This is a genomic window from Actinomadura macrotermitis, from assembly GCF_009604375.1.
GTDB classification, from domain to species: Bacteria; Actinomycetota; Actinomycetes; order Streptosporangiales; family Streptosporangiaceae; genus Spirillospora; species Spirillospora macrotermitis.
In genome coordinates this window covers 734979-757305 of the sequence record NZ_WEGH01000004.1, presented here as the reverse complement: position 1 = coordinate 757305, position 22327 = coordinate 734979, and the positions used below count along the sequence as shown (strand labels likewise).

19 protein-coding genes are annotated in these 22327 nt (G+C 73.4%); 13 read left to right on the top strand and 6 right to left on the bottom strand.

Features of this window, described 5'->3' with window-relative positions; all coding sequences use genetic code 11:
* Positions 1 to 282: 282 nt before the first annotated feature.
* From ACRB68_RS32100 to ACRB68_RS32090, 3 genes are all read left to right on the top strand, one after another.
* Positions 283 to 2376 carry a SpoIIE family protein phosphatase gene (locus ACRB68_RS32100; RefSeq protein ID WP_153539044.1) on the top strand — a complete coding sequence of 698 codons (2094 nt, stop codon included), beginning with the start codon at positions 283 to 285 and terminating at the stop codon, positions 2374 to 2376.
* 242 nt (positions 2377 to 2618) lie between these two features.
* Positions 2619 to 4241, top strand: coding sequence for an RNA polymerase sigma factor (locus ACRB68_RS32095; protein ID WP_328595048.1), 1623 nt, complete (start codon positions 2619 to 2621; stop codon positions 4239 to 4241).
* Positions 4242 to 4561: 320 nt separating this feature from the next.
* On the top strand, positions 4562 to 5548 hold the full coding sequence (locus ACRB68_RS32090) for a tetratricopeptide repeat protein (RefSeq protein ID WP_235960439.1): 987 nt from the start codon (positions 4562 to 4564) through the stop codon (positions 5546 to 5548).
* Positions 5549 to 5555: 7 nt separating this feature from the next.
* On the opposite strand, the gene ACRB68_RS32085 is transcribed toward ACRB68_RS32090, so the two are convergent.
* The 4 genes from ACRB68_RS32085 to ACRB68_RS32070 all read right to left on the bottom strand — a co-directional run bounded on the left by ACRB68_RS32085 (position 5556) and on the right by ACRB68_RS32070 (position 8900).
* Complete coding sequence (locus ACRB68_RS32085) at positions 5556 to 6296, bottom strand: YaaA family protein (protein WP_328595047.1); 741 nt, start codon at positions 6294 to 6296, stop codon at positions 5556 to 5558.
* 265 nt (positions 6297 to 6561) lie between these two features.
* Positions 6562 to 6792: a DUF7455 domain-containing protein gene (locus ACRB68_RS41675; RefSeq protein WP_328595046.1), complete on the bottom strand. Its 231-nt coding sequence runs from the start codon at positions 6790 to 6792 to the stop codon at positions 6562 to 6564.
* Positions 6793 to 6930: 138 nt separating this feature from the next.
* Positions 6931 to 8001, bottom strand: coding sequence for an ABC transporter permease (locus ACRB68_RS32075; protein ID WP_153539040.1), 1071 nt, complete (start codon positions 7999 to 8001; stop codon positions 6931 to 6933).
* Positions 7998 to 8900, bottom strand: coding sequence for an ABC transporter ATP-binding protein (locus ACRB68_RS32070; RefSeq protein WP_153539038.1), 903 nt, complete (start codon positions 8898 to 8900; stop codon positions 7998 to 8000). Before ACRB68_RS32070 ends, ACRB68_RS32075 begins: the two co-directional genes overlap by 4 nt.
* A gap of 174 nt (positions 8901 to 9074) precedes the next feature.
* Between ACRB68_RS32070 and ACRB68_RS32065 the strand changes: the two genes are divergently transcribed.
* The 4 genes from ACRB68_RS32065 (at position 9075) to ACRB68_RS32050 (ending at position 14140) form a co-directional block, all read left to right on the top strand.
* Positions 9075 to 11165: a DNA gyrase/topoisomerase IV subunit B gene (locus ACRB68_RS32065; RefSeq protein WP_153539036.1), complete on the top strand. Its 2091-nt coding sequence runs from the start codon at positions 9075 to 9077 to the stop codon at positions 11163 to 11165.
* Between the two features lie 633 nt (positions 11166 to 11798).
* A complete protein-coding gene (locus ACRB68_RS32060) occupies positions 11799 to 12980 on the top strand; it encodes a sensor histidine kinase (protein ID WP_207709884.1) in 1182 nt (393 codons plus the stop codon).
* Positions 12977 to 13663 carry a response regulator gene (locus ACRB68_RS32055; protein WP_153539034.1) on the top strand — a complete coding sequence of 229 codons (687 nt, stop codon included), beginning with the start codon at positions 12977 to 12979 and terminating at the stop codon, positions 13661 to 13663. The genes ACRB68_RS32060 and ACRB68_RS32055 overlap by 4 nt, the downstream gene beginning before the upstream one ends.
* 84 nt (positions 13664 to 13747) lie before the next feature.
* On the top strand, positions 13748 to 14140 hold the full coding sequence (locus tag ACRB68_RS32050) for a hypothetical protein (RefSeq protein ID WP_153539032.1): 393 nt from the start codon (positions 13748 to 13750) through the stop codon (positions 14138 to 14140).
* Between the two features lie 5 nt (positions 14141 to 14145).
* Here ACRB68_RS32050 and ACRB68_RS32045 read toward each other — a convergent pair whose 3' ends face one another.
* Positions 14146 to 14712, bottom strand: coding sequence for a thioredoxin family protein (locus tag ACRB68_RS32045; protein ID WP_153539030.1), 567 nt, complete (start codon positions 14710 to 14712; stop codon positions 14146 to 14148).
* Between the two features lie 206 nt (positions 14713 to 14918).
* Here ACRB68_RS32045 and ACRB68_RS32040 point away from each other — a divergent pair, with 206 nt between their 5' ends.
* Positions 14919 to 15416, top strand: a complete 498-nt coding sequence (locus tag ACRB68_RS32040) for an NUDIX domain-containing protein (RefSeq protein ID WP_207709883.1) — start codon at positions 14919 to 14921, stop codon at positions 15414 to 15416.
* 54 nt (positions 15417 to 15470) lie between these two features.
* A complete protein-coding gene (locus ACRB68_RS32035; RefSeq protein WP_153539028.1) occupies positions 15471 to 15845 on the top strand; it encodes a nuclear transport factor 2 family protein in 375 nt (124 codons plus the stop codon).
* 177 nt (positions 15846 to 16022) lie between these two features.
* Here ACRB68_RS32035 and ACRB68_RS32030 read toward each other — a convergent pair whose 3' ends face one another.
* Positions 16023 to 18551 (bottom strand): DNA gyrase/topoisomerase IV subunit A, encoded by a 2529-nt coding sequence (locus ACRB68_RS32030; protein WP_153539026.1) that lies wholly within the window; start codon positions 18549 to 18551, stop codon positions 16023 to 16025.
* Positions 18552 to 18626: 75 nt separating this feature from the next.
* On the opposite strand from ACRB68_RS32030, the gene ACRB68_RS32025 reads away from it, so the two are divergent.
* From ACRB68_RS32025 to ACRB68_RS32010, 4 genes are all read left to right on the top strand, one after another.
* The gene (locus tag ACRB68_RS32025; RefSeq protein WP_328595045.1) at positions 18627 to 19793 is read left to right on the top strand and encodes a lactate 2-monooxygenase; all 1167 of its coding nucleotides are present in this window, start codon (positions 18627 to 18629) and stop codon (positions 19791 to 19793) included.
* 91 nt (positions 19794 to 19884) lie between these two features.
* Positions 19885 to 20532, top strand: coding sequence for an ATP-binding cassette domain-containing protein (locus ACRB68_RS32020; protein WP_194293531.1), 648 nt, complete (start codon positions 19885 to 19887; stop codon positions 20530 to 20532).
* Positions 20533 to 20581: 49 nt separating this feature from the next.
* Positions 20582 to 21706, top strand: coding sequence for a sensor histidine kinase (locus ACRB68_RS32015; RefSeq protein WP_328595044.1), 1125 nt, complete (start codon positions 20582 to 20584; stop codon positions 21704 to 21706).
* Entirely contained in the window at positions 21703 to 22308 is a 606-nt protein-coding gene (locus tag ACRB68_RS32010; protein WP_153539024.1) for a response regulator transcription factor, read from the top strand. Before ACRB68_RS32015 ends, ACRB68_RS32010 begins: the two co-directional genes overlap by 4 nt.
* The last annotated feature ends 19 nt before the right edge of the window (positions 22309 to 22327 follow it).

Genomic DNA, 22327 nt, shown 5'->3' with positions numbered 1-22327 from the left:
CGGCGGCCCGCCGTCGTACCATCACGTACTTGCCGTCCGTCCGGCCCTCTCCGGCGCTCCGGGGAGCGCGGGCGCGGCGGCGTCCGAATCCGCCGTCGCCCCTGGGAGCCCTGTGACAAGGATGGCCGCAGGTCTTCCGTCGGCGCCGAACCATCGGGATGATGAGAACCTGACTTCGACCGGTGTTGTGATGGAGGCGGGAGCGCTAGCCTGCTCCCAATCACCCATAGTGATGAGAACTTGCCGCGCGGTACGGGACCCCCTGGGGCGGAGGTGTCGCTCATGAGCACCGAGACGTCCGTTCCTCATCCCCGGCTGTCGGGGGCGGAGGGGCAGCCGATGGACGCGTCCGATGCCGCGCTGTACGCCACGCTGATGAGGCAGTCCGCGGAGGGCTTCGCCTTCTTCGACGCCGGGCTGCGGTGCCGCCGCGCCAGCGACGCGCTCGGCCGGCTGCTCGGCGTGCCCGTCGCCGACCTGCAGCGCCGCGGCCTCGCCGAGGTGCTGTCGGCCGCCGTGGCCGCCGAGTTCGAGGCGGCGCTGGCCACCGGCGCCGAGGCCGACCTGACCGTCCCCGGCGAGGGCGGCGAGCGCGTCCTGGCCTGCGCCTGGCTGCCCGCCCGCGACGAGGACGGCGCCCTGCTCGGCGCCGTGCTCACCGCGCGCGACGTCACCGAGCGGCGCCGCGCCGAGGAGGTCGTGCGCCGCAAGGAGCAGCGCTACCGCTCGCTGGTCGAGGCGAGCGCGCAGGTGGTGTGGGTGGCCGCGCCCGACGGCACGGTCATCGACGACGCCCCCGAATGGCGCGCGATCACCGGGCAGACGCCCGACGACTACGCCGCCGGCGGCTGGCTGGCGGTGGTGCACCCCGAGGACCGCGCCCGGATCGAGGCGATCTGGCGCGAGTGCGTCGGCGAGGACCGGGTCTTCGAGACCGGCTACCGGGTCCGCACCAAGAGCGGCACCTACCGGCACTTCGACGTGCGCGCCGTGCCGATCTGGCGCGGCGGCACCGTGATCGAGTGGGTCGGCGCCAACACCGACGTCACCGGGCAGCGCGAGGCCGAGGAGATGCGCGGCCGGCTCACCGAGCAGCTGTCGGCGGCGGCGCTGCGCACCGCGCGGCTGCAGCAGGCCACCTCGATGCTGGCCGAGGCGCTCACCGTCGCCCAGGTGGTGCAGGTGATCACCGAGGTCGGCCGGTCGGCGATCGGCGCCGACTTCTCCGCGGTGGCGCTGCTCGACGACGACAAGCTGCGGCTGTCGATCGTCACCCCGGCGCAGCCCGGCGAGGGCGGCGCGCCCGAGGGCGGCGCCGCGGTCCGCGGCGACATCAAGGTCAGCGACCAGACGGTCATGTCGGTCGCGGTCCGCGAGAGCCGCCCGTTCCTGGCCGAGCACCCGAACGCGCTGCGGCTGCAGCTCGGCCGCGACGAGGCCGAGTTGTTCAGCCGGCACAACGAGGAGCGCGCGTGGGTCGGCCTGCCGCTGCTCGCCGCGGGCGCCCCGATCGGCGCGCTGCGCTTCGCCTTCACCCGGCCGCGCGAGATCACCGAGGAGGAGCGGGTCTTCCTGGAGGCGCTGGCCGGCCAGTGCGCGCTCGCGGTCGAGCGGGCGCTGCTGTTCGAGCGCGAGCACAAGACCGCCGAGGAGCTGCAGCGCAGCCTGCTGCCGAGCGACCTGCCGCAGCTGCCCAACATGGTGCTGGCCGCGCGGTACAACCCGGCGACCCGGCACGTGCAGGTCGGCGGCGACTGGTACGACGTGTTCCGGCTGCCCGACGACCGGCTCGCGGTGGCCGCCGGCGACGTGATGGGCAAGGGCGTGCTCGCCGCGGCCGGAATGGGACGCGTCCGCAACGCGCTGCGCGCCCTGGCGCTGAACGACCCGCGGCCCGCCGCGGTGCTGGCCGGCCTGGACCGGCTGTTCAGCGCGACCGAGGACGAGGAGCAGTTCACCACCGTCGCCTACGCCGTCATCGACCCCGACACCGGCCAGGGCGCCTTCAGCAACGCCGGCCACATGCCGCCCCTGCTGATCTTCCCCGACGAGGCCCCGCGGGTGAGCACCAGCGAGCCGGGGACCCCGCTCGGCTGGCCGAGCCAGCGGCAGCAGACAAGTTTTTCCATCGAGACCGGCAACACTGTGGTCTTCTATTCCGATGGACTTGTGGAGAACCGTAGGCGTGGGGTGGACGCCGGCCTGGAGGAGCTGGTCTCCGTAGCGGCGTCGGCCCCACCTGAAGTGGTAGGAGACCCCGAGAGACTCGTCGACTTCCTGGTCGATCGGATGCTTGCCGGTTATGAGCAAGTGGACGATGTGACCGTCCTCGCCCTGCATGTTCCGCCCAAGTCCACACAGAACCCCCGCCGATGACGGTGCGCAGCCGGTGCTGTACGTACGAAGGACCGCTCCGCTCCCTCTAAGGTGGTGTGTTACCGGGCAGGGTTTCGAAGCGGAATGCGCAACCGTGCCAGAATGCTTGACCCTAGTAAGAGCGGGTACGCTGCGGTCCCGCACAGGGTGGCCCCGCTCGGTGTGTGGTCCCACCCCGTGTGAGGCCGGGCCCGTCAGGGCACTTGGGTCAACCAAGCCACACGTTCGTTCGAGAGGTATTTGTGTCGCCTGCTAGCTCGACCTCGAAAGCGTCAGATCTGCACGAGCACGTCATCGCGCAACTGATCGAGCGTGGACGGTCCCAGGGTTACCTCGAAGCCGACGACGTACGACGTACGTTCGAAGAGGCAGACATTCCCGTGTCTAAGGCCTCCAGCATCCTGCGGAGCCTCAGCAAGGAGGGTGTGACCGTCGTGGTGAGCGCCGCCGAGTCAGCGGCGCCGAAGCGTCCGCGCCCCAAGCGCGCGACGCCGCCGGCGCGTCCCAAGACCGCCGCTGCAGCCAAGGAGCAGCAGCCCGAGACGGTGACCGCCGTCGTCAACGACGACGCGGAGGCCGCCAAGCCCAAGCCGGCACCGAAGCCGGCTGCCAAGAAGGCCGCCGCGGCCAAGCCCAAGAAGGCCGCCGCCAAGAAGACCGCCGCCCCGGACGCCGCCAAGGCGCCGGCCAAGGCGGGCGAGGAGCCCGAGCTCGACGACGACGTCGAGGTCGACCTGGACCTGCAGGACCTCGAGGCCGACCTGGAGGTCGAGGTCGAGGTGGTCGAGGAGCCCGACGAGGACGCCGAGGAGACCGCCGCCCCGGCGGCCGCCAAGGGCGCCCCGGTCAAGGCCGCCGTCCCCGACGGCGCCAAGCCCGCCAACGAGGAGGAGGCGTTCGTCCTCGGCGACGACGACGAGGACGCCCCCGCCCAGCAGATCGCCGCGGCCGGCGCCACCGCCGACCCGGTCAAGGACTACCTCAAGCAGATCGGCAAGGTCCCGCTGCTCAACGCCGAGCAGGAGGTCGAGCTCGCCAAGCGCATCGAGGCCGGCCTGTTCGCCGAGGAGCGGCTGGCCACCGACGGCCCGACGATGTCCGAGGACGACCTCGAGGACTTCGAGTGGATCGCCGAGGACGGCCGCCGCGCCAAGAACCACCTGCTGGAGGCCAACCTGCGCCTGGTGGTCTCGCTGGCCAAGCGCTACACCGGCCGCGGCATGCTGTTCCTGGACCTGATCCAGGAGGGCAACCTCGGTCTGATCCGCGCCGTCGAGAAGTTCGACTACACCAAGGGCTACAAGTTCTCCACGTACGCCACCTGGTGGATCCGGCAGGCGATCACCCGCGCGATGGCCGACCAGGCCCGCACCATCCGCATCCCGGTGCACATGGTCGAGGTCATCAACAAGCTCGCCCGCGTCCAGCGGCAGATGCTCCAGGACCTGGGCCGCGAGCCCACCCCGGAGGAGCTGGCCAAGGAGCTCGACATGACGCCCGAGAAGGTGGTCGAGGTCCAGAAGTACGGCCGCGAGCCCATCTCGCTGCACACCCCGCTCGGCGAGGACGGCGACAGCGAGTTCGGTGACCTCATCGAGGACTCCGAGGCGATCGTCCCGGCCGACGCGGTCAGCTTCACGCTGCTGCAGGAACAGCTCCACTCGGTGCTGGACACCCTGAGCGAGCGCGAGGCGGGCGTGGTGTCGATGCGGTTCGGCCTCACCGACGGCCAGCCGAAGACGCTCGACGAGATCGGCAAGGTGTACGGGGTCACCCGTGAGCGCATCCGCCAGATCGAGTCGAAGACCATGTCCAAGCTGCGCCACCCGTCCCGCTCCCAGGTCCTGCGGGACTATCTGGACTAGGAGTCCCGGCCTGCGGCCTCGCCCTGGGGGGCGAGGCCGCAGCCGTGCTTCTGGCCAGTGCCGGACCTTCGGTCGCGCTCGCGGTGGCTGGGGTCGTTGGGCGGAATTCCGGCTGCGGCCGGTTCCTTGGTTGTTTCCGGTGTGTGTCCCCGGGCGTCGGCCGTAGTCCGATGTGGCCTGACTTGTCGAAAATTTCCAGGTCACCCTACTTATCGGTATGTAACACACTATTAACGTCCAGGTAGCGCGCGCCGCTCCGATGATTCCTACGCTCTCGCGCCATGGGACTCATGGAGCTTGGCCGGGCACCTGGAGGTCTGGTGGAGCACGACCGGATCGGCGGGCCGGCGGGGAGCCGGCCGCGCACCGCGCAGGTGATCGGCGGGCGTCCCTGGGCGGATCCCGTACTGGACCAGGCGGTGAGCGCCGTGCACGACCACCGCTTCCGGCTCGGCGCGCACATCCTCGGCGGGGCGCGCGCCGATCCCGAGACGCGGTCGCTGCGCGTCGAGGCGCTGGCCAAGGCCGCGGTCGGCCGGAGCCACGGCATCGAGACGCTGCTGGCCGAGGACCCGGGCAACCCCGACCTGTGGCTGTGGCTCGGCCGTGCCAGGGTCGAGGAGGCGTGGGCGATCCGGCCCGACGCGCGGGCGCGCGCCGTGCAGGCCACCGGCTACACCGCCTACACCCGGCGGATGCAGACCGCCCGCGAACCCCTGATGAGGGCGGCGGAGCTGCGGCCCGACGATCCCGTCCCGTGGGAGGCGATGCTCTGGCTGGCGCTCGGCCTGGACCTGGACCGCGAGGACAAGGACGCCCTCTGGCGGCAGGCGAGCCGCCGCGGCCCGGCGCTGTACGGGGCGCACGTCGCGCGCGTCGTCAGCCTGTCGCCGCAGTGGGGCGGCGTGCCGGAGGAGATGTTCGACTTCGTGCGGCTCGCGCTGAGCACGGCGGACCGGCGCGACCCGCGCGCCGCGCTGCTCCCGCTCGCCTACTTCGAGTACTTCGTCCAGGAACGGTCCGGGGTCATCCGCGGCGCGTCCTCGTGGTTCGCGCCCGGGGAGATCCGGGACGTGGCGGAGGCCGCGCGCGGCTGGTTCGAGGGGCCGCGCCCGCACCCGCGGACGATCGAGGCCCACAACCTCTTCGGCGCCGCCTTCCATCTGGCCGACGCGCGCCGTCCGGCCCGCCAGCACCTGCTCCGCACGTTCGGCCGGCCGAGCGGGCTGCCGTGGACCTACCTCGGCGGCGACGGCGTCGGCCAGTACCTCAAGGCGTGCCGCCACCTCAACGTCGTCGCGGCCTGACCCGCCCTCAGGCGGCGAGGATCACGTCGAGGTTCGGGCCGTTCAGCTCGGCGGTGTGACCGAGGTCGACGACGGCCTTCAGCAGCTCCTCGGGCGTGCGCGGGTCGGCGCCCGCCTCGATCAGGTCGTGCGCGACCTTGCCGCGGGTCGCCTTCGCCATGTGGCTGACCACGGTGCGCTTCGGCACGCCGCCGAGGATCCGCTCGCGGAACACCCGGACGGCGACGGCCGGCCGCGGCGGCTTCCAGGCCGCGGCGTACGGGCCCGAGCGCATGTCCACCACGAGGCCGTCCAGGTCCAGGGCGCCCTTGAGGACGGGCCTCCAGATGGCGGCCAGACGGCCCTCAGGCGGCAGGGAGACGCCCATGGCGAGCCGGTACGGGGGAATGCGGTCGGTGAGCCGCAGCACGCCCCACAGGCCGGAGAAGACCAGGATCTGCTCGGCGGCGGCGGCCGGATCCAGGGTCGCCAGGTCCAGGTTGTCGTACAGGACGCCGGTGTACAGGCGCGCGACGGGCAGCGTCGCGGCGCTGCGGAGGGCCTGGTTGCGGGCGAGCGCCTCGTCCGCCTGGCCGGCGGACAGCCCGAGCAGCGCGGGGGCGTCCTGGCGCAGGCACACCTCGCCGAGGGCGGCCAGGAGCCGCTCGCGGGTGGGGTTCAGCTCCGGCAGGCTGAGCGCCGCGAGGTCGAGGGGCGGGCCGTCCCCGCCGGTGGCCTTCTTCTCCGATGGCGGTAGCAGGATGTGCACGTTCCCCCCGAAAGTGCGACGAAATGATGGTCCGGCCGGGGCCGGGCGAACCTGTTCTCCCAGGATATGGCGGGTATACGGCCCGCCGGACGGACGGCGTCCCGGGAATCGGCGCCGCCGCTTCTCATCGCTGTTAACGCAGAATGTCGGGACGAATCTCCGCCACTCTCCGTGATGAAGCAATGACAATGCGCAGTTGTGCGGCAAATGTGAAGGCGGCCACCGTCTCCGGTGGCCGCCGTGGGTGATTCTCTATTGGGAGGGGTTACCGCTCGTCATCGGGGACGGCACCCGGGGTTTCGATCAGCCGGTCGCTCTCGTCCTGGATGTCGGCCCCGTTGGCACGGAGCGCCTCTGCGTACTTGCGCCCGTGGTGGGCGCAGAACAGAAGGTCGCCGCCGCCTACAAGGACTGCACGGACGTAGGCCTGGGCGCCGCAGCGGTCGCAACGGTCTGCGACGGACAGCGGCCTGGTCGGGGCAAGGGCTCCAGTCACGGCACCTTCCTCATGCTCGGGGTCGGTACTTAGGAGAACATCTAACCCGACGTGGACGTTCCCAATCCGCCCCCGCATACGCTCACAGCAGAATGCGGCCATTAGTGACCGAGGTCACATCGCGCGTCCCCGGACGGGTCAGGTGGAATCCCAGCGGAACAGGCGAACGGCCACCAGTGCGGCCACCGCCGCGACGCCGAGAAGAATCGCGATCTGCGGCAGAGCCGACATCGGGCCGAGCCCCCGGCCCATGACATTCAGCATTCCCTCGTTCAAGTAGCGCAGCGGGAAGATGTACGACAGTGCCCGCATCCACCCCGGCGCCTGGTCGATCGGGAAGAAGGACCCGCCGAGGAAGGCCATCGGCAGCACCACCAGCTGGGTGGCGGTCTGCGCGGCCTCCTGCGTCCTGGCCCACGCCCCGATCACCATCCCGATGCCGAGGAAGGCCAGCACGCCGGCCAGCACCATCGGGATCGCCATCCACCAGTACGGCTGGAGCTTCAACCCGAAGAACGGCAGCATCGCCACCGCCACGAACAGCGCGAACTGCACCAGCGCGATGGCCAGGCTGACCGCGACCCGCGCGCCGAACACCGTCGGGATCGGCGCGGGCGACAGCCGCAGCCGCCGCAGGATGCCCTTGGTGCGCCAGGTCACCAGCGTCTGCGAGGCGCCGAACACCCCGGCCGACGCCAGCGCCCAGCCGAGCAGGCTCGGGGTGAAGAACTGGATCGCCTTCAGGGAGTCGTCCTCCACCTGCTGCGGCACCATCGTGTACTTGGGCGCCCGGCCGGACGCCTCCAGGTTGGCCGCCGTGGTGATCGAGCCGAACATCTGCTGCACGGTGCCCGACTTCACCTGGTCGGTGGCGGAGTAGTGCACGGTCAGCCGGTCGCCGGTCTGCTCGACGACCGCGTCCGCGTCGCCCTTCTCGACCTGGCGCAGCGCGGCGGCCCGGTCGGTCTTGGCGGTGAGCTTCATGGTCTTGTGCAGCGTCGCGTCGTGCGCGACGGCCTGCTGCACCAGCGGGACCTGGCCGACCGTCAGCACGTTGACCTTGGAGGTCTTCTGGTGCCCGAACACCCCACCGAAGATCACCAGGAACATCAGCGGGAACAGCACGGTGAAGAACAGCGCGCCCTTGTCCCGCCGGAAGCCGAGGAACATCGCCCCGGCGAGGCTCTTGAAACTCTGGAAGGTGCTCATGCCCGGTACTCCCGTCCGGTCAGGTCCAGGAAGACGTCCTCCAGCGTCGCGCCGTGGATCTGCACGCCCGTGAGCGCGTCCCGGGCGGCCAGCGCCGCCACCACGGCCGACGGGTCGCGGGTGGACACCACCAGCGAGACGCCGTCGTCGGTCACCTCGTCGGCGCCCGGCAGCGACCGCGCGTCCTCGGGGGTGAGCGTCCCGGAGGCCACGCTCACCCGGGTCGGCGCCGCCAGGCCCCGCACCAGCGTGGCGGGCGGCCCCATCTCCAGGATCCGGCCCCGGTCCATGATCGCCACCCGGTCGCACAGGATCTCGGCCTCGTCCATGTAGTGCGTGGTGAGCACGATGGTGCGACCCTCGGTGTTGATCTCCCGCAGCACGTCCCACAGGTTGCGGCGCGCCTGCGGGTCCAGCGCGGCGGTCGGCTCGTCCAGGAACACCAGCTCGGGATCGTGCACCAGCGCGCACGCGATCGACAGCCGCTGCGCCTGGCCGCCCGACAGCTTCTCCACCTGCACGTCGGCCTTGTCGGCGAGGCCGACGGTCTCCAGCATCGCGTCCGCGCGGGCGGCGGCCACCCCGTACAGCGACCCGAAGGTGCGCAGCTGCTCGCGGGCGGTGAGCCGCTCGAAGAACGACGACGCCTGCAGCTGCACGCCGATCCGCGGCAGCAGCCCGGCGTTGCGCGGCCACGGCCGCTCGCCGAGCACCGTCACCTCGCCCTCGTCGGGCTCGCGCAACCCCTCGATGATCTCCAGGGTGGTGGTCTTGCCCGCCCCGTTCGGGCCGAGGATGCCGAAGAACTCGCCCGCGCCGACCTCGAAGGAGACGCCGTCGACGGCCTGGACGTCCCCGTAGCGTTTGCGCAGGCCGCTTACGCCGATGGTATGTGCCATGATCGGGACATTACGGGCCGGGTGAGCGGGGCACACCCCACCAAAGGTGGAGAACGCGTTCTCCACCCGGGCGGCGCACCGCCCGGCCGCCGGCGGCGGCGAGCCTGCAGAAGGACTGTCGGAGGCCGGGGGTACCCTCGTCCCGACCGTCCTACCCCCGAGGAGACCGAGCAGTTGACCGCCGCCACCGCCGAACCCACGACCGACGATCAGCAGGGCTACTCCGCCCGGCACCTCTCGGTGCTGGAGGGGCTGGAGGCCGTCCGCAAGCGCCCCGGCATGTACATCGGCTCCACCGACAGCCGCGGCCTCGCGCACTGCCTCTGGGAGATCGTCGACAACTGCGTCGACGAGGCCCTGGCAGGTCACTGCACCCACATCAGCGTCGTGCTGCGCGCCGACGGCTCCTTCGAGGTCGGTGACGACGGCCGCGGCATCCCCGTCGACATCGAGCCGAAGACCGGCCTGCCCGGCGTCGAGCTGGTGATGACCAGGCTGCACGCCGGCGGCAAGTTCGGCGGCGTGTCCTACACCGCCTCCGGCGGCCTGCACGGCGTCGGCGCCTCCGTCGTCAACGCCCTGTCGGCCCGGCTGGACGTCGAGGTCGACCGCGACGGCCACACCCACGCCATCAGCTTCAAGCGCGGCCTGCCCGGCGAGTTCGCCGACGACGGCCGCCCGAACGCCCGGTTCAAGAAGCGCTCGGGCGTCCGCCAGGTGCGGCGCACCGCCCGCAAGACCACCGGCACCCGCGTCCGCTTCTGGCCCGACCTGCAGATCTTCCTGCCCGACGCGACCGTCGAGCAGTCGCTGGTCATGGACCGCATGCGGCAGACCGCGTTCCTCATCCCGGGCCTCACCATCGAGGTCCGCGACGAGCGCGGCGAGCAGGTCGTGCAGGAGACCTTCCGCTTCGACGGCGGCATCGGCGAGTTCTGCGACCACCTGGCCAAGGACGCCCCGATCGTCGACGTGCTGCGCCTCAGCGGCCGCGGCCACTTCACCGAGACCGTCCCGGTGCTGGACGACCAGGGCCACCTCACCCCGACCGACGTCGAACGCGACCTCGAGGTCGACATCGCGCTGCGCTGGGGCACCGGCTACGACACCATCACCAAGTCGTTCGTCAACGTGATCGCCACCCCCAAGGGCGGCACCCACGTGCGCGGCTTCGACCGTGCCCTCACCAAGGTGGTCAACGAGCAGCTGCGCGCGGCCCGGCTGCTGCGGGCCGGCGACGACGACGTGATCAAGGAGGACGTCCTCGAGGGGCTCACCGCCGTGGTCACCGTCCGGCTGCCCGAGCCGCAGTTCGAGGGGCAGACCAAGGAGATCCTCGGCACCTCGGCGGCCACCCGCATCGTCAGCAACGTGGTGCTGAAGGAGCTCAAGGCGGTCTTCGACAACCCCGGGCGCGGCCAGAAGCAGCAGCTGCGCACCGTCCTGGAGAAGATCGCCGGCGCCGCCAAGACCCGCATCGCGGCCCGCACCCAGCGCGACAACCAGCGCCGCAAGAACGCGCTGGAGAACTCGGCGCTGCCGGCCAAGCTGGTCGACTGCCGCACCACCGACGACCGCAGCGAGCTGTTCATCGTCGAGGGCGACTCGGCCCTCGGCACCGCCAAGCTCGCCCGCAACTCCGAGTTCCAGGCGCTGCTGCCGATCCGCGGCAAGATCTTGAATGTGCAGAAGGCCTCGGTCGCCGACATGCTCAAGAACGCCGAGTGCGCGGCCATCATCCAGGTCCTCGGCGCCGGCTCGGGTCGCACCTTCGACATCGAGGCAGCCCGCTACGGCCGGATCTGCCTGCTCGCCGACGCGGATGTGGACGGTGCACACATCCGCTGCCTGCTGCTGACGCTGTTCTACAAGTACATGCGCCCGATGCTGGAGGCCGGCCGGGTGTTCTCGGCGGTGCCGCCGCTGCACCGGATCGAGCTGGTCAAGCCCAAGCGCGGCCAGGACAAGTACATCTACACCTACTCCGACGCCGAGCTGCGGCGGCGGCTGGTGGAGCTGGAGCGCAAGGGGCAGCGCTGGAAGGAGCCCATCCAGCGCTACAAGGGCCTCGGTGAGATGGACGCCGACCAGCTGGCCGAGACCACGCTGGACCCGCGCTACCGGGTGCTGCGCCGCATCCGCATCGAGGACGCCGAGGAGGCGGCCAAGATGTTCGACCTACTGATGGGCAGCGAGGTCGCGCCGCGCCGCGCGTTCATCACCGCCGGCGCCTCCGAGCTGGACGCCGACCGCATCGACGCCTGAGCGCCGGCGGCTGAGCGGGGGCGTGCCCCCGTGGGCCGCCCGGGGGTGGCGCCAGTGCCACCCCCGGGCGGAAAGCCGCGCTACCGACGGCGCACCCTGCCGACCGGCACCGTAGTGATCATCAGATCCGGCGGTGCGGGGAGCGGTGATGGAGTCGACGGTCCTGGGGTGGTGGGAGGCCGCCGAGCGGGCGGCCGAGCCCTGGCTGGCGCTGCCGCCGGTGGCGGTCGCGATGACGGGCTGGCGGTTCTGCTCGCACACCACGGTGCTCGCCGGCTGCTGGACGGCGCTGCACCGGCACGACCTGCTCGCGGCGCTGCTCGGCCTGCTGTGGCTGGTGCCGTGGCAGGGGGTGCTGCGGCGGGCGCTGTCGATGCTGCTGGACTGGCGGGCGGCGGGACGCGCCGTGTTGCGCGCCTCGCACCGGCACGGCCGGAGGAGCGTCACCGTCCAGGGCGGATGCCCCGTGCCGGGCCTGGGCCGGGTCCCTGGCCGCGGGAAGCCGGCGATCCGCAAGGAGGACGGGAAGCCCGTCCCGCCCGGGCGAGAGCGGGTTCTCCACCCGGGGGTGGAGAACCGGCGTCCGCCCCTGCGCCGAGCCGTCGCGCGCCGGCGGTCCCTAGCCTGGGAGGCATGGACTCTCCGCACGCCTGGGACCGCCCCTGGAAGTTCGCCGGGCTCACCCTGGAGCCCCGGCACCTGCGCGGGGTCCTGGTCGCCGGGGCCCTGGTGTGGGCGGTCACCGTCTATGTCCGGGCCGTGTGGACCGGGGACCCCCGGCCGTCCCTGCACGGCGCGGGGCTGGCGGTCGTCGTGCTCAACCTCGCCGGGGCCGCCCTGCTCGGCGGCGGCCTCCGGCTGACCCACGGGCGGCGGTGCGGGCGGGAGGCGGGACGGCGCGACGCCGTCGGGGTCGTGCTGCTGGTCGCCACCCTGGTGCTCGCCCTGGTCCTGTACGGCCTGGCGTCGCGGGGCGGCGTGGGCGTCATGCCGGGGATGGTGGCGCTGTGGGCGCTGGCCTGGCTGCTGCCGGTCGCCCGGGCGATCGCGCTCGGCATCGCCGTGATCATCGCGCTCGGGGCGACGGGCGGGCTGACGCGGCACGGCGGCCCCGAGTACGGGCTGCTGGTGGCCGCCGGCGGCGTCTGCCTCGGCGCCGTGGCGAGCCGCGCGCGCAAGAACGCCGAGGAGGCGACCCGGCGCGCCGAGGCCGCCACCGCGGTGCTGGACGAGCGGTCCCGCATCGCCCGGGAGATCCACGACGTGCTGGCGCACTCGCTGTCGGCGCAGATCGTCCATCTGGAGGGGGCGCGGCTGCTGCTGGCGCGAGACGACGGCCGGGAGCAGGCCCTGGACCGGGTCGAGCGCGCGCAGCGGCTGGCCCGGGCCGGGCTGGAGGAGACCCGGCGGGCCCTCGCCACGCTGCGCGGCGACGCGCCGCCGCCCGAGGAGGCCCTCGCCGAGCTGGCGGAGGAGTTCCGCGCCGCGACCGGCCGCGAGTGCGCGGTGACGGTGTCGGGCGCGCCGCGCGAGCTGTCCCCGCAGGCCGGGCTGGCCGTCGTGCGCACCGCGCAGGAGGCGCTCACCAACGTCCGCCGGCACGCGCCCGGCGCACGCGTCCACGTCGTGCTGCACTACGGGGAGGAGGTGACCGTGCTGCAGGTCACCGACAGCGGCGGCGCCGGGCCGCCGCCGGAGCCGGGCGGCGGCTACGGGCTGGTCGGGATGCGCGAGCGCGCGGAGCTGATCGGCGGCACACTGGAGACAGGGCCGGAAGGAAAGGGGTACCGGGTGTCGCTGCGGGTGCCGGCATGACGCGGGTCCTGGTCGTGGACGACCAGACGGTGGTGCGCGACGGTCTCGTCCTGCTGCTGGAGCTGCTGCCCGGCCTGGAGGTGGTCGGCGCGGCCGGGGACGGCGAGCAGGCGGTCGCGATGGTCGCCGAGCTGCGGCCCGAGGTCGTGCTGATGGACCTGCGGATGCCCCGGATGGACGGCGCCGAGGCCACCCGCCGGATCAGGGCCGCCCACCCGGAGGTGGAGGTCGTCGTGCTGACCACCTACGCCGACGACGAGTCGATCTTCGCGGCGCTGCGCGCCGGCGCGCGCGGCTACCTCACCAAGGACGCCGGCGGCGAGGAGATCGCCCGCGTGGTGGCGGCGGTGCGCGGCGGCGCGACGCAGCTCGACCCGGCCGTGCAGCGCCGCCTGGTCGAGGCCGTCACCGCCGGCGAACACCCCGCCCGTGCCGCCCGCACCGGCCTGCCCGACGGGCTGACCCGGCGCGAGGCCGAGGTGCTCACCCTGATCGCCCGCGGCCGCTCCAACCACGAGATCGCCCGGGAGCTGTTCGTCACCGAGGCGACGGTGAAGACCCACATCAACAACCTGTTCGCCAAGGCGGGCCTGCGCGACCGCGCCCAGGCCGTCGCCTACGCCTACCGCCACGGGCTGGCCGAACCCCCTGACGTGCAGAAACCTCCGGTCAGCGAACGGTAACGCGTCGCCCAACGGCCCGCGCGCACGGCACCGGGACGGCCACGATGAGGGGTGACCGTCCTGGACTCCCCGGAAGGACGCCGCGTGCCGAAGACCTGGATGATCGCCGAGTACCTGCGGCCCTTCGTCCGATGGCGCATCAACCGGGCCGACCCCTCCGACGGCGGTCGCAACGCCCGTGCCGCCATCGGCCTCATCGACGCGGCGGCCTACGCCATGCAGACCCGCGACGACGTCCCCGCCGTGGCCCGGATGACCGCCGCCGGCTGCTTCGCCGGCGGCCGCTTCGACCCCGGCGCCGAAGGCGAGGCGATCATCCGCGGCTGGCACTACGACACCCCGGCCGGCAGCCCCGCCGACCTGCTGAACCTGCTGGCCGAGGCGGCCGAACGCACCCGCGCCGTCCGCCCCTCCGGCGCGGGCAAGGCCCTCACCGCCCGCCGGCCGCTCCTGCCCCGCCCGCGCCGCGGTGCGTGAGGCGGTCAGCCCGGGGTGTTCTCCGGGCGCCACTTGATGCCGCAGCCGAGGCTGGGGACGTGCGGCTCGGGCACCGCCTTGCCCGCCAGGACCAGCTCGGTGGCGGCGCGCAGCCGCGCCCCGTCGGCGGGGACGTCGTTGCTGGGGCGGGCGCCGTCGAACTCGCCCCGGTAGGCCAGGCGCCGGCCGGCGTCGTAGAGGAAGAAGTCGGGCGTGCAGGCCGCCTTGTAGGCGAGCGCGACCTGCTGCGACCCGTCCACCAGGTAGGGGAAGTCGAAGCCGGCGCGGGCCGCCTGCTCGCGCAGGTGGGCGGCGTCGTCGTCGGGGTAGCGCTCGGTGTCGTTGCTGCAGATCGCGACGGTGGCCAGGCCGAGCGCGGCGTGCTCGGCCGTGAAGACGCCGATGGCCCGCTCGATGCGGCGCACGTACGGGCAGTGGTTGCTGAGGAAGACCACCAGGAGGGCGGGCGCCCCGGTGAAGTCCTCCAGGGAGACGGTGCCGCCGTCGGCGGAGGGGAGCGTGAAGCCGGGCGCGGGAGTGCCCAGCGGGACCATGAACGATGCGATCGCCATGCGGACATTGTGGCCCCCGCGCGGCCGATCACCACCGCGGCCGCCTCCGGCCGGCGGGCCGCGGGGGAGCGGCATGCCGGCGCGGCGCGCACCGGTCCGCGGGTATCCGGCCCGGCCACGGCGCCACGGGCCTGGCCCTTGTGACCCGGCGGATAGGCTGCCGCCGAAGTGGCCGATCATGGCCGTTCCCGCCGAGGAGGTGCCCCGTGGGCTGGCTTCCCCCCGACCAGTACGTTCGGACGCTGCCGTCCGCCACGATGTACGCCGCCCTGTACTTCACCGACGCCGCGGGCGACCCCTTCCTGCTGCGGTCGGCGCAGGGGCCGGAGACCTGGCAGTTCCCCGGCGGCAACGTCGAGCACGGCGACGCGACGCCCTTCGCCACGGCGGTGCGCGAGTGCCGGGAGGAGACCGGGATCGTCTTCGAGGGGCCGCCCGTCCTGCTGCTGACGCACTTCCTGCCGCCGAGGCCCGCGTGGCCGTGCGCGAAGGTCGGCCTCGTCTTCGACGGCGGGACGCTCACGCCCGGTGTGCTCGACGGTGTCGTCCTGGACCCCGCCGAGCACACCGAGTGGCACGTCCGGCCCCGCGCCGCCTGGGAGGCCGAGCTGAGCCCGCGCCTCCGCGCCCGCCTCGTGGCCCTCGCCGAGGCCCGCCGCACCGGCGCGGCCGCCTACCTGTGCGAGCCGGAGCCGCTTGCTTGACCAAGCGCTCGCTCGGTAAGGTGGCGGGCCACGTCCCCGGGAGAGAGCGGGCCGATGCCGGACCACGTGCACATGAAGAACGTGCTGCGCCGCTACGTCGAGCTGTTCAACGCGGGCGACCCGGCCGCCGTCGCGGACCTGTACGCCGACGACGCCGTCATCGAGGACCCGGTCGGCAAGCCTCCGGTGACCGGACGGGCCGCCATCGAGGAGTTCTACACCGCCGCGATGTCGTCAGGTGTCCGGCTCGCCCTGGTCGGCGAGCCCCGCGCCTCCTACGCCGACCGCGCCGCGATGGCCTTCACCGCGCGGCTGCCGGGCCTGCTGATCGAGGGCATCGAGGTGATGACCTTTGACGAGGACGGCCGGGTCGCACGCATGGAGGCCTTCTGGGGCCCCGACGACTTCGGTCACCCGACCGGGGAGTAGCCGTACCCGCTGTCATCATCCGGCCGGGCCGGGCGAACCCCTGCGTCCGGGTGACCCAGTAGCGGTGTCCGGCGGTCCACTCGTCCTTGCGGCGCAGCCGCACCGTCAGTGGGACGTGTGCCGCTCGGCCCTGTCCTGGCCAGGGGGTGCCCCTGGCCAGGACGGGAGCGGCACTGCTCAGTCGACGCTGCCGCCCAGTTCCGCGGCCTCCTCGGCCGCGGCCCCGGCGGCCTCGGCGGCGTCGATGGACGGGCCGAGCGGGCCGCCGAGGAAGGCGATCGCCTGGGGCAGCTTCTCGCCCGAGCCGTCGCGGCGGCCGAGCTCGTAGTCCAGGGCGATCGCGCGGCCGTTGTCCGCGGCCGCCTTGACCGGGGTCGGGCCCGCCCAGGCCAGGATCAGGGAGTCCTCGCCCTTGAGGAAGCGGTGCGAGCGGACGCCGCCGGTGGCGCGGCCCTTGGCCGGGAACTCGGCGAAGTCGGCGATCTTGATGGCGCCGGTCTGGGTGCCCGGCAGGGCGGTGGAGCTGCCCGCGACCGTCACCACGCGCGCCTCGCGGCCGGGCTCCAGCGCGCCGAACCAGATGACGCGGGCGTCCGCCGACAGCTTGACGCCGGCCACGCCGCCCGCCGCGCGGCCCTGCGGGCGCACGGTCGAGGCGGTGTAGTGCAGCAGCTGCGCGTCGCTGGTGATGAAGACCAGGTGCTGGTCCTCGCCGGTGAGCTGGACGGCGCCGACGACGCGGTCGCCGTCCTTCAGCCCGATGACCTCGAACTCGTCGCGGTTGGCCGGGAAGTCCGGCACGACCCGCTTGACCACCCCCTGCGCGGTGCCGAGCGCGAGCCCGCCGCCCGACTCCTCCAGCGCGCCGAGGCCGACGACGGTCTCGCCCGGCTCCAGGTCGACGTACTCGGTGACCGGCGCGCCGCCCGCCAGCGACGGCGGTGAGGCGACCGGCGGCAGGGCGGGCAGGTCGAGCACGTCCACCCGGATCATCCGGCCGGCCGAGGTGACCACGCCGACCTGGCTGCGCGCGGTCGTCGCCACGACCGACAGCAGCACGTCGTGCGGGGCGCGCGCGCCCTCGGCGGGCAGCGGCCCGTGCCCGGCGGTCTGGGCGAGCAGGCCGGTGGCCGACAGCAGCACCCGCACCGGGTCGTCGGCGACCTCCAGCGGCACCGCGGCGGCCTTGGCCTGGCCGTTGTCCTCCAGCAGGGCGGTGCGGCGCGGGGTGGCGAACTCCTTGGCGACCTCGCCGAGCTCCTTGGACACCAGCCGGCGCAGCTTGGTCTCCGACTCCAGGATCGCGGTCAGCGCGGCGATCTCGCGGGTGAGCTGCTCCTTCTCCTTCTCCAGCTCCAGCCGGTCGTAGCGGGTGAGGCGGCGCAGCGGGGTGTCCAGGATGTACTGGGCCTGGATGTCGGACAGCTCGAAGATCTGCATGAGCCGCTGCTTGGCCTGCGCCGAGTCGTCGCTCTGCCGGATGACCTGGATGACCTCGTCGATGTTCAGCAGCGCGACGAGCAGGCCCTCGACCAGGTGCAGCCGGTCCTCGCGCTTGCGCCGCCGGTGCGCCGAGCGGCGCCGCACCACGTCGATGCGGTGGTCGATGTAGACCTGCAGCAGCTCGCGCAGGCCGAGCGTGCGGGGCTGGCCGTCGACCAGCGCCACGTTGTTGATGCCGAAGGTCTCCTGCATCGGCGTCAGCCGGTACAGGTCCTGCAGCACGGCCTCGGGGTTGAAGCCGTTCTTGATCTCGATGACCAGGCGCAGGCCGACGTTGCGGTCGGTGAGGTCCTTCAGGTCGGCGATGCCGTTCAGCTTCTTGGCGTTGACCAGTTCCTTGATCTTGGCCTTGACCCGCTCCGGGCCGACCGCGTACGGCAGCTCGGTCACCACGATGCCCTTGCGGCGCGGGGTCACGTTCTCGATGTGCGTGGTCGCCCGGGTGCGGAAGGTGCCGCGCCCGCTGGCGTAGGCGTCGCGGATGCCGTCCAGCCCGACGATCTTGCCGCCGGTGGGCAGGTCGGGGCCCGGCACGAACCGCATCAGGTCGTCCAGCGTCGCGTCCGGGTGGTCGATCAGGTGCCGCGCGGCGGCGACGACCTCGCCGAGGTTGTGCGGCGCCATGTTGGTGGCCATGCCGACCGCGATGCCGGACGCGCCGTTGACCAGCAGGTTGGGGAACGCCGCCGGCAGCACGTCCGGCTCGGTCTCCTGGCCGTCGTAGTTCGGCCGGAAGTCGACGGTGTCCTCGTCGATCGAGGTGACCATCAGCATGGCCTCGCGCGACAGCCGGGCCTCGGTGTAGCGCATGGCGGCGGGCATGTCGTCGCCGCCGAGCGAGCCGAAGTTGCCGTGGCCGTCGACCAGCGGCATCCGCATCGACCAGGGCTGGGCGAGCCGGACCATCGCGTCGTAGATGGCGCTGTCGCCGTGCGGGTGCAGCTTGCCCATCACCTCCCCGACGACCCGGGCGCACTTGACGTGCCCCCGGTCGGGGCGCAGGCCCATCTCGTTCATCGAGTACAGGATCCGGCGCTGGACGGGCTTCATGCCGTCACGCGCGTCGGGGAGCGCCCGCTGGTAGATGACCGAGTAGGCGTACTCAAGGAAGCTGCCGCGCATCTCCTCGGAGACATCGACGTCGATGATGTTCTCTTCGAAGTCCGGCGGCGGGGGAGGGGCTGGGGTTCCACGACGTGCCATGTGCAACATTGTTGCCGGTCCCAGGGACAGAATCGCACCGCGCCCGCCCCGGCGCGCCGATCACAGGAGGCTTTCGTGGGTTCACTCGCCGATTTCCAGAACGAGATCTACCTTCAGGGGCTCGGCGACGTGCTGCCCGCGCTGCCCACGGACCTGACGAGGCTGGAGGCGCTCGCCGAGCGGCGGATGTCGGCGCAGGCGTTCGGATACGTGGCGGGATCGGCCGGTTCGGAGGCGACCGCGCGGGCCAACCGGGCGGCGTTCGACCGGTGGCGGATCGTCCCCCGGATGCTGCGCGACGTCGCCGAGCGGGACCTGTCGGTGGAGGTCCTCGGCACCACGATGCCCGCGCCGATCCTGCTCGCGCCGATCGGGGTGCAGTCGATCGTCCACCCCGAGGGGGAGCTGGCGACCGCCCGCGCCGCCGCCGCGACCGGCCTCACCAAGGTCCTCAGCACCGCCGCGTCCTACTCCCTGGAGGACGTCGCGGCGGCCGCCGGCGACGGCGGCCGCTGGTACCAGCTGTACTGGCCGAAGGACCGGGAGCTGGCCGTCAGCTTCCTGGAGCGGGCGAAGGCCGCCGGGTACACCGCGCTGGTGGTGACGCTCGACACCTTCACGCTCGCCTGGCGGCCCCGCGACCTGGACCAGGCCTACCTGCCGTTCCTGCGCGGCATCGGCGTCGCCAACTACTTCAGCGACCCGGTCTTCCAGAAGGCCGTCGGCGGGCCCGTCACCGACGCCAACCGCGACATGGCGCTGCTGCACTGGGTCGCCAACTTCGGGAACCCGTCGCTGACCTGGGACGACCTGGCGTTCCTGCGCGAGCACTGGGACGGCCCGATCGCTTTGAAGGGCATCCAGCACCCCGACGACGCGCGCCGCGCGGTGGACGCCGGCATGGACGGCGTGATCGTCTCCAACCACGGCGGCCGCCAGGTGGACGGCGCCGTGGCGTCCCTGGACGCGCTGCCGGCCGTCGCCGACGCCGTCGGCGACCGCGCCACCGTGCTGTTCGACAGCGGCGTCCGCACCGGCTCGGACGTGCTGAAGGCCCTCGCGCTCGGCGCGAAGGCGGTGCTGGTCGCCCGCCCCTACGCCTACGGGCTGGCGCTCGGCGGCGAGGCCGGCGTCCGGCACGTGCTGCGCTGCCTGCAGGCCGACCTGGAGCTGACCATGGCCCTCGCCGGGCTGACCAGGCCGGACGAGGCGAACCTGGACCTGCTGGTGCGCGACCACTGACAAATGTCACGGCCCGCCCCAGCGAACCTCATGGCCGGTTCCTGACGCCCGTGACTGCACGCGGCGGCCGCGCCCCGGCAGCATGGAGGCCATGAGGGCACAGATGATCGAGGTACGCGACCTGCACGTCCGCGTCGGCGAGGGCGAGACCGTCCGCGGTGTCTCGTTCTCCCTCGCCAAGGGCGGCGTGTACGCGCTGTTCGGCCCGTCCGCCGCGGGCACGACCGTGCTGGAGGCGGTCGCGGGGCTGCGCCGCCCGGCGACCGGCACCGTCCGGGTCGGCGGCGCCGACCCCTACGAGCACCCGGGCACCCCGCGCAGCGGCGCGGTGTGGCGCGACGGCGGGCTGTTCCCCGGCCTCACCGTCGCCGAGGTCGTCGACACCTGGCGGCGCTGGACGCTGGACCCGCTGACCCGCGACGAGGTGCTCCGGCTGACCGGCCTGGCGGGCCTGGCCGGCGTCGCGTTCGAGCGGCTCACCGCCGGGCAGCGGCGCCTGCTGGACGTGGCGCTCGCCCTGGTCGGCCGGTCCGACGTGCTGCTGCTCGACGAGCCCGCCGCCGGGCTGGACGCCGCGGACGCCCGCCGCGTCCGGTCGGTGCTGCGGTTCCTGGCCGCGCACGGCGTGACCGTCGTGCTGGCCACCACTGACCCCGCCGAGGCCGCGCGCGCCGACCGGGCCGTGGTGCTGGCGGACGGCCGGGCGCGCTCGGGGGGCGCCCGGCCGCTGGCGGCGTGACATACGCTGAGGGCCCTTTCCCGACGTGAGCGCGGAGGCCGGACGCCCGGTGCAGCCGAGGATCCCCCGACCCACCGTCATCGCCGCGATCATCGTGGCGATGACGGTGCTCAGCCTGGCGGGGCTGCTGGCACCGCCCTTCTGGTACGAGCTGCTGGAGCGCCGCGACGCGGCCCGGATGCTGCTCGCCGCCGCGGCCGTCGGCGCGGTGGCGGCCCTGCACGCCCGGCTGCTCTGGCTCAACCTGATGCGCCGCACCACCCCCGCGCACCGCTACGGGCTGCTGGCGATCACCGCGGCCTGCTGGGCGCTGCCGGCGGCCCTCGGCGTCGACCACGGCTGGGGCAACACCCTGATCGTGCCCGCCGGGCTGTTCGCCGTGGTGCTGCCGCTCCGCCAGGCGGTGGTCGTCACCGCGCTCGCCACCGTCGCGGCGCCGGCCTACGGGGTGCTGCTCGGGCAGCCCGCGATGGCGGTGCTGTACGAGGTCGCCGCGATCCCCGCCTACACCTTCTCCGGCTATGTGACGGTGTGGTTCTTCCACGTCGTCCAGGAGCTGCGGGAGGCGCGCGCGGAGCTGGCCCGCTCGGCGGTGGGGGAGGAGCGGATGCGCTTCGCCCGCGACCTGCACGACGTCCTCGGGCACAGCCTCCAGGCGGTCGCGCTGCGCGCCGAGGTCGCCGACCGGTTCCTGGACCGCGACCCGGGGCGGGTCCGCAAGGAGCTCACCGAGATCCAGACGATGGCGCGCGCCGCGGTCCGCGACGTCCGCGAGGTCGTGCGCGGCTACCGCCGCACCTCGCTGCGCACCGAGCTGGACGGCATGACGGCGGTGCTGCGGGCCGCCGGGATCGAGTGCGCCCGGCCCGACGTCGCCGCCGACCTGCCCGCGCACGTGCACGAACCGCTCGGCTGGGTGGCCCGCGAGGCCGCCACCAACGTGCTGCGGCACTCCAGCGCCACCTGGTGCGAGATCATGGTGCGGGCGGGCGGCGACCGGGTCGTCCTGGAGATCGTCAACGACGGCGCGCCGCGCCGCGCGCACGGCGACCCCGGCAGCGGCCTGGCCGGGCTCGCCGAGCGGCTCGCCGCGGCGGGCGGCGAGCTCACCGCCGGCCCGGTGGGCGACGGCACGTTCCGGGTGGCCGCCGCCGTCCCGAGGGGAGAGCCATGATCCGCGTGCTGCTGGCCGACGACCACCTGCTGATCCGCGAGGCGCTGGTGCTGCTCCTGGAGACCGAGGACGGCATCGAGGTCGTCGCCGACGTCGGCCGCGGCGACGAGGCCGTCGAGCGGGCCCTGGCCCTCAAGCCCGACGTGGCGGTGCTGGACATCGACATGCCCGGGCTGGACGGCCTCGCCGCCGCCGAGCGGCTCGCCCGCGACCTGCCCGGCTGCCGGCTGGTGATCGTCACCGCGCACGGGCGGCCGGGCAACCTGCGCCGCGCCATGGCCGCCGGGGTCCGCGGGTTCCTCGGCAAGGACACCCCCGGCGCCCGGCTCGCCCAGGTCGTCCGGCAGGTCGCCGCCGGCACCCGCTACATCGACCCGCAGCTGGCCGCCGACGCCCTGGCCGCCGAGGAGTGCCCGCTCACCCCGCGCGAGCTGGACGCCCTGCGGGCCGCCGCGGACGGCGTCCCGGTGTCGCGCATCGCGCGCGGCCTCGGACTGTCGGAGGGCACCGTCCGCAACTACCTGTCGGCGGCCGTCACCAAGCTCGGCGTGGACAACCGGCACGCGGCCGTCCGCGCCGCCCGCGACCTCGGCTGGCTCTAGGGCGTGTCCGGGAACACGC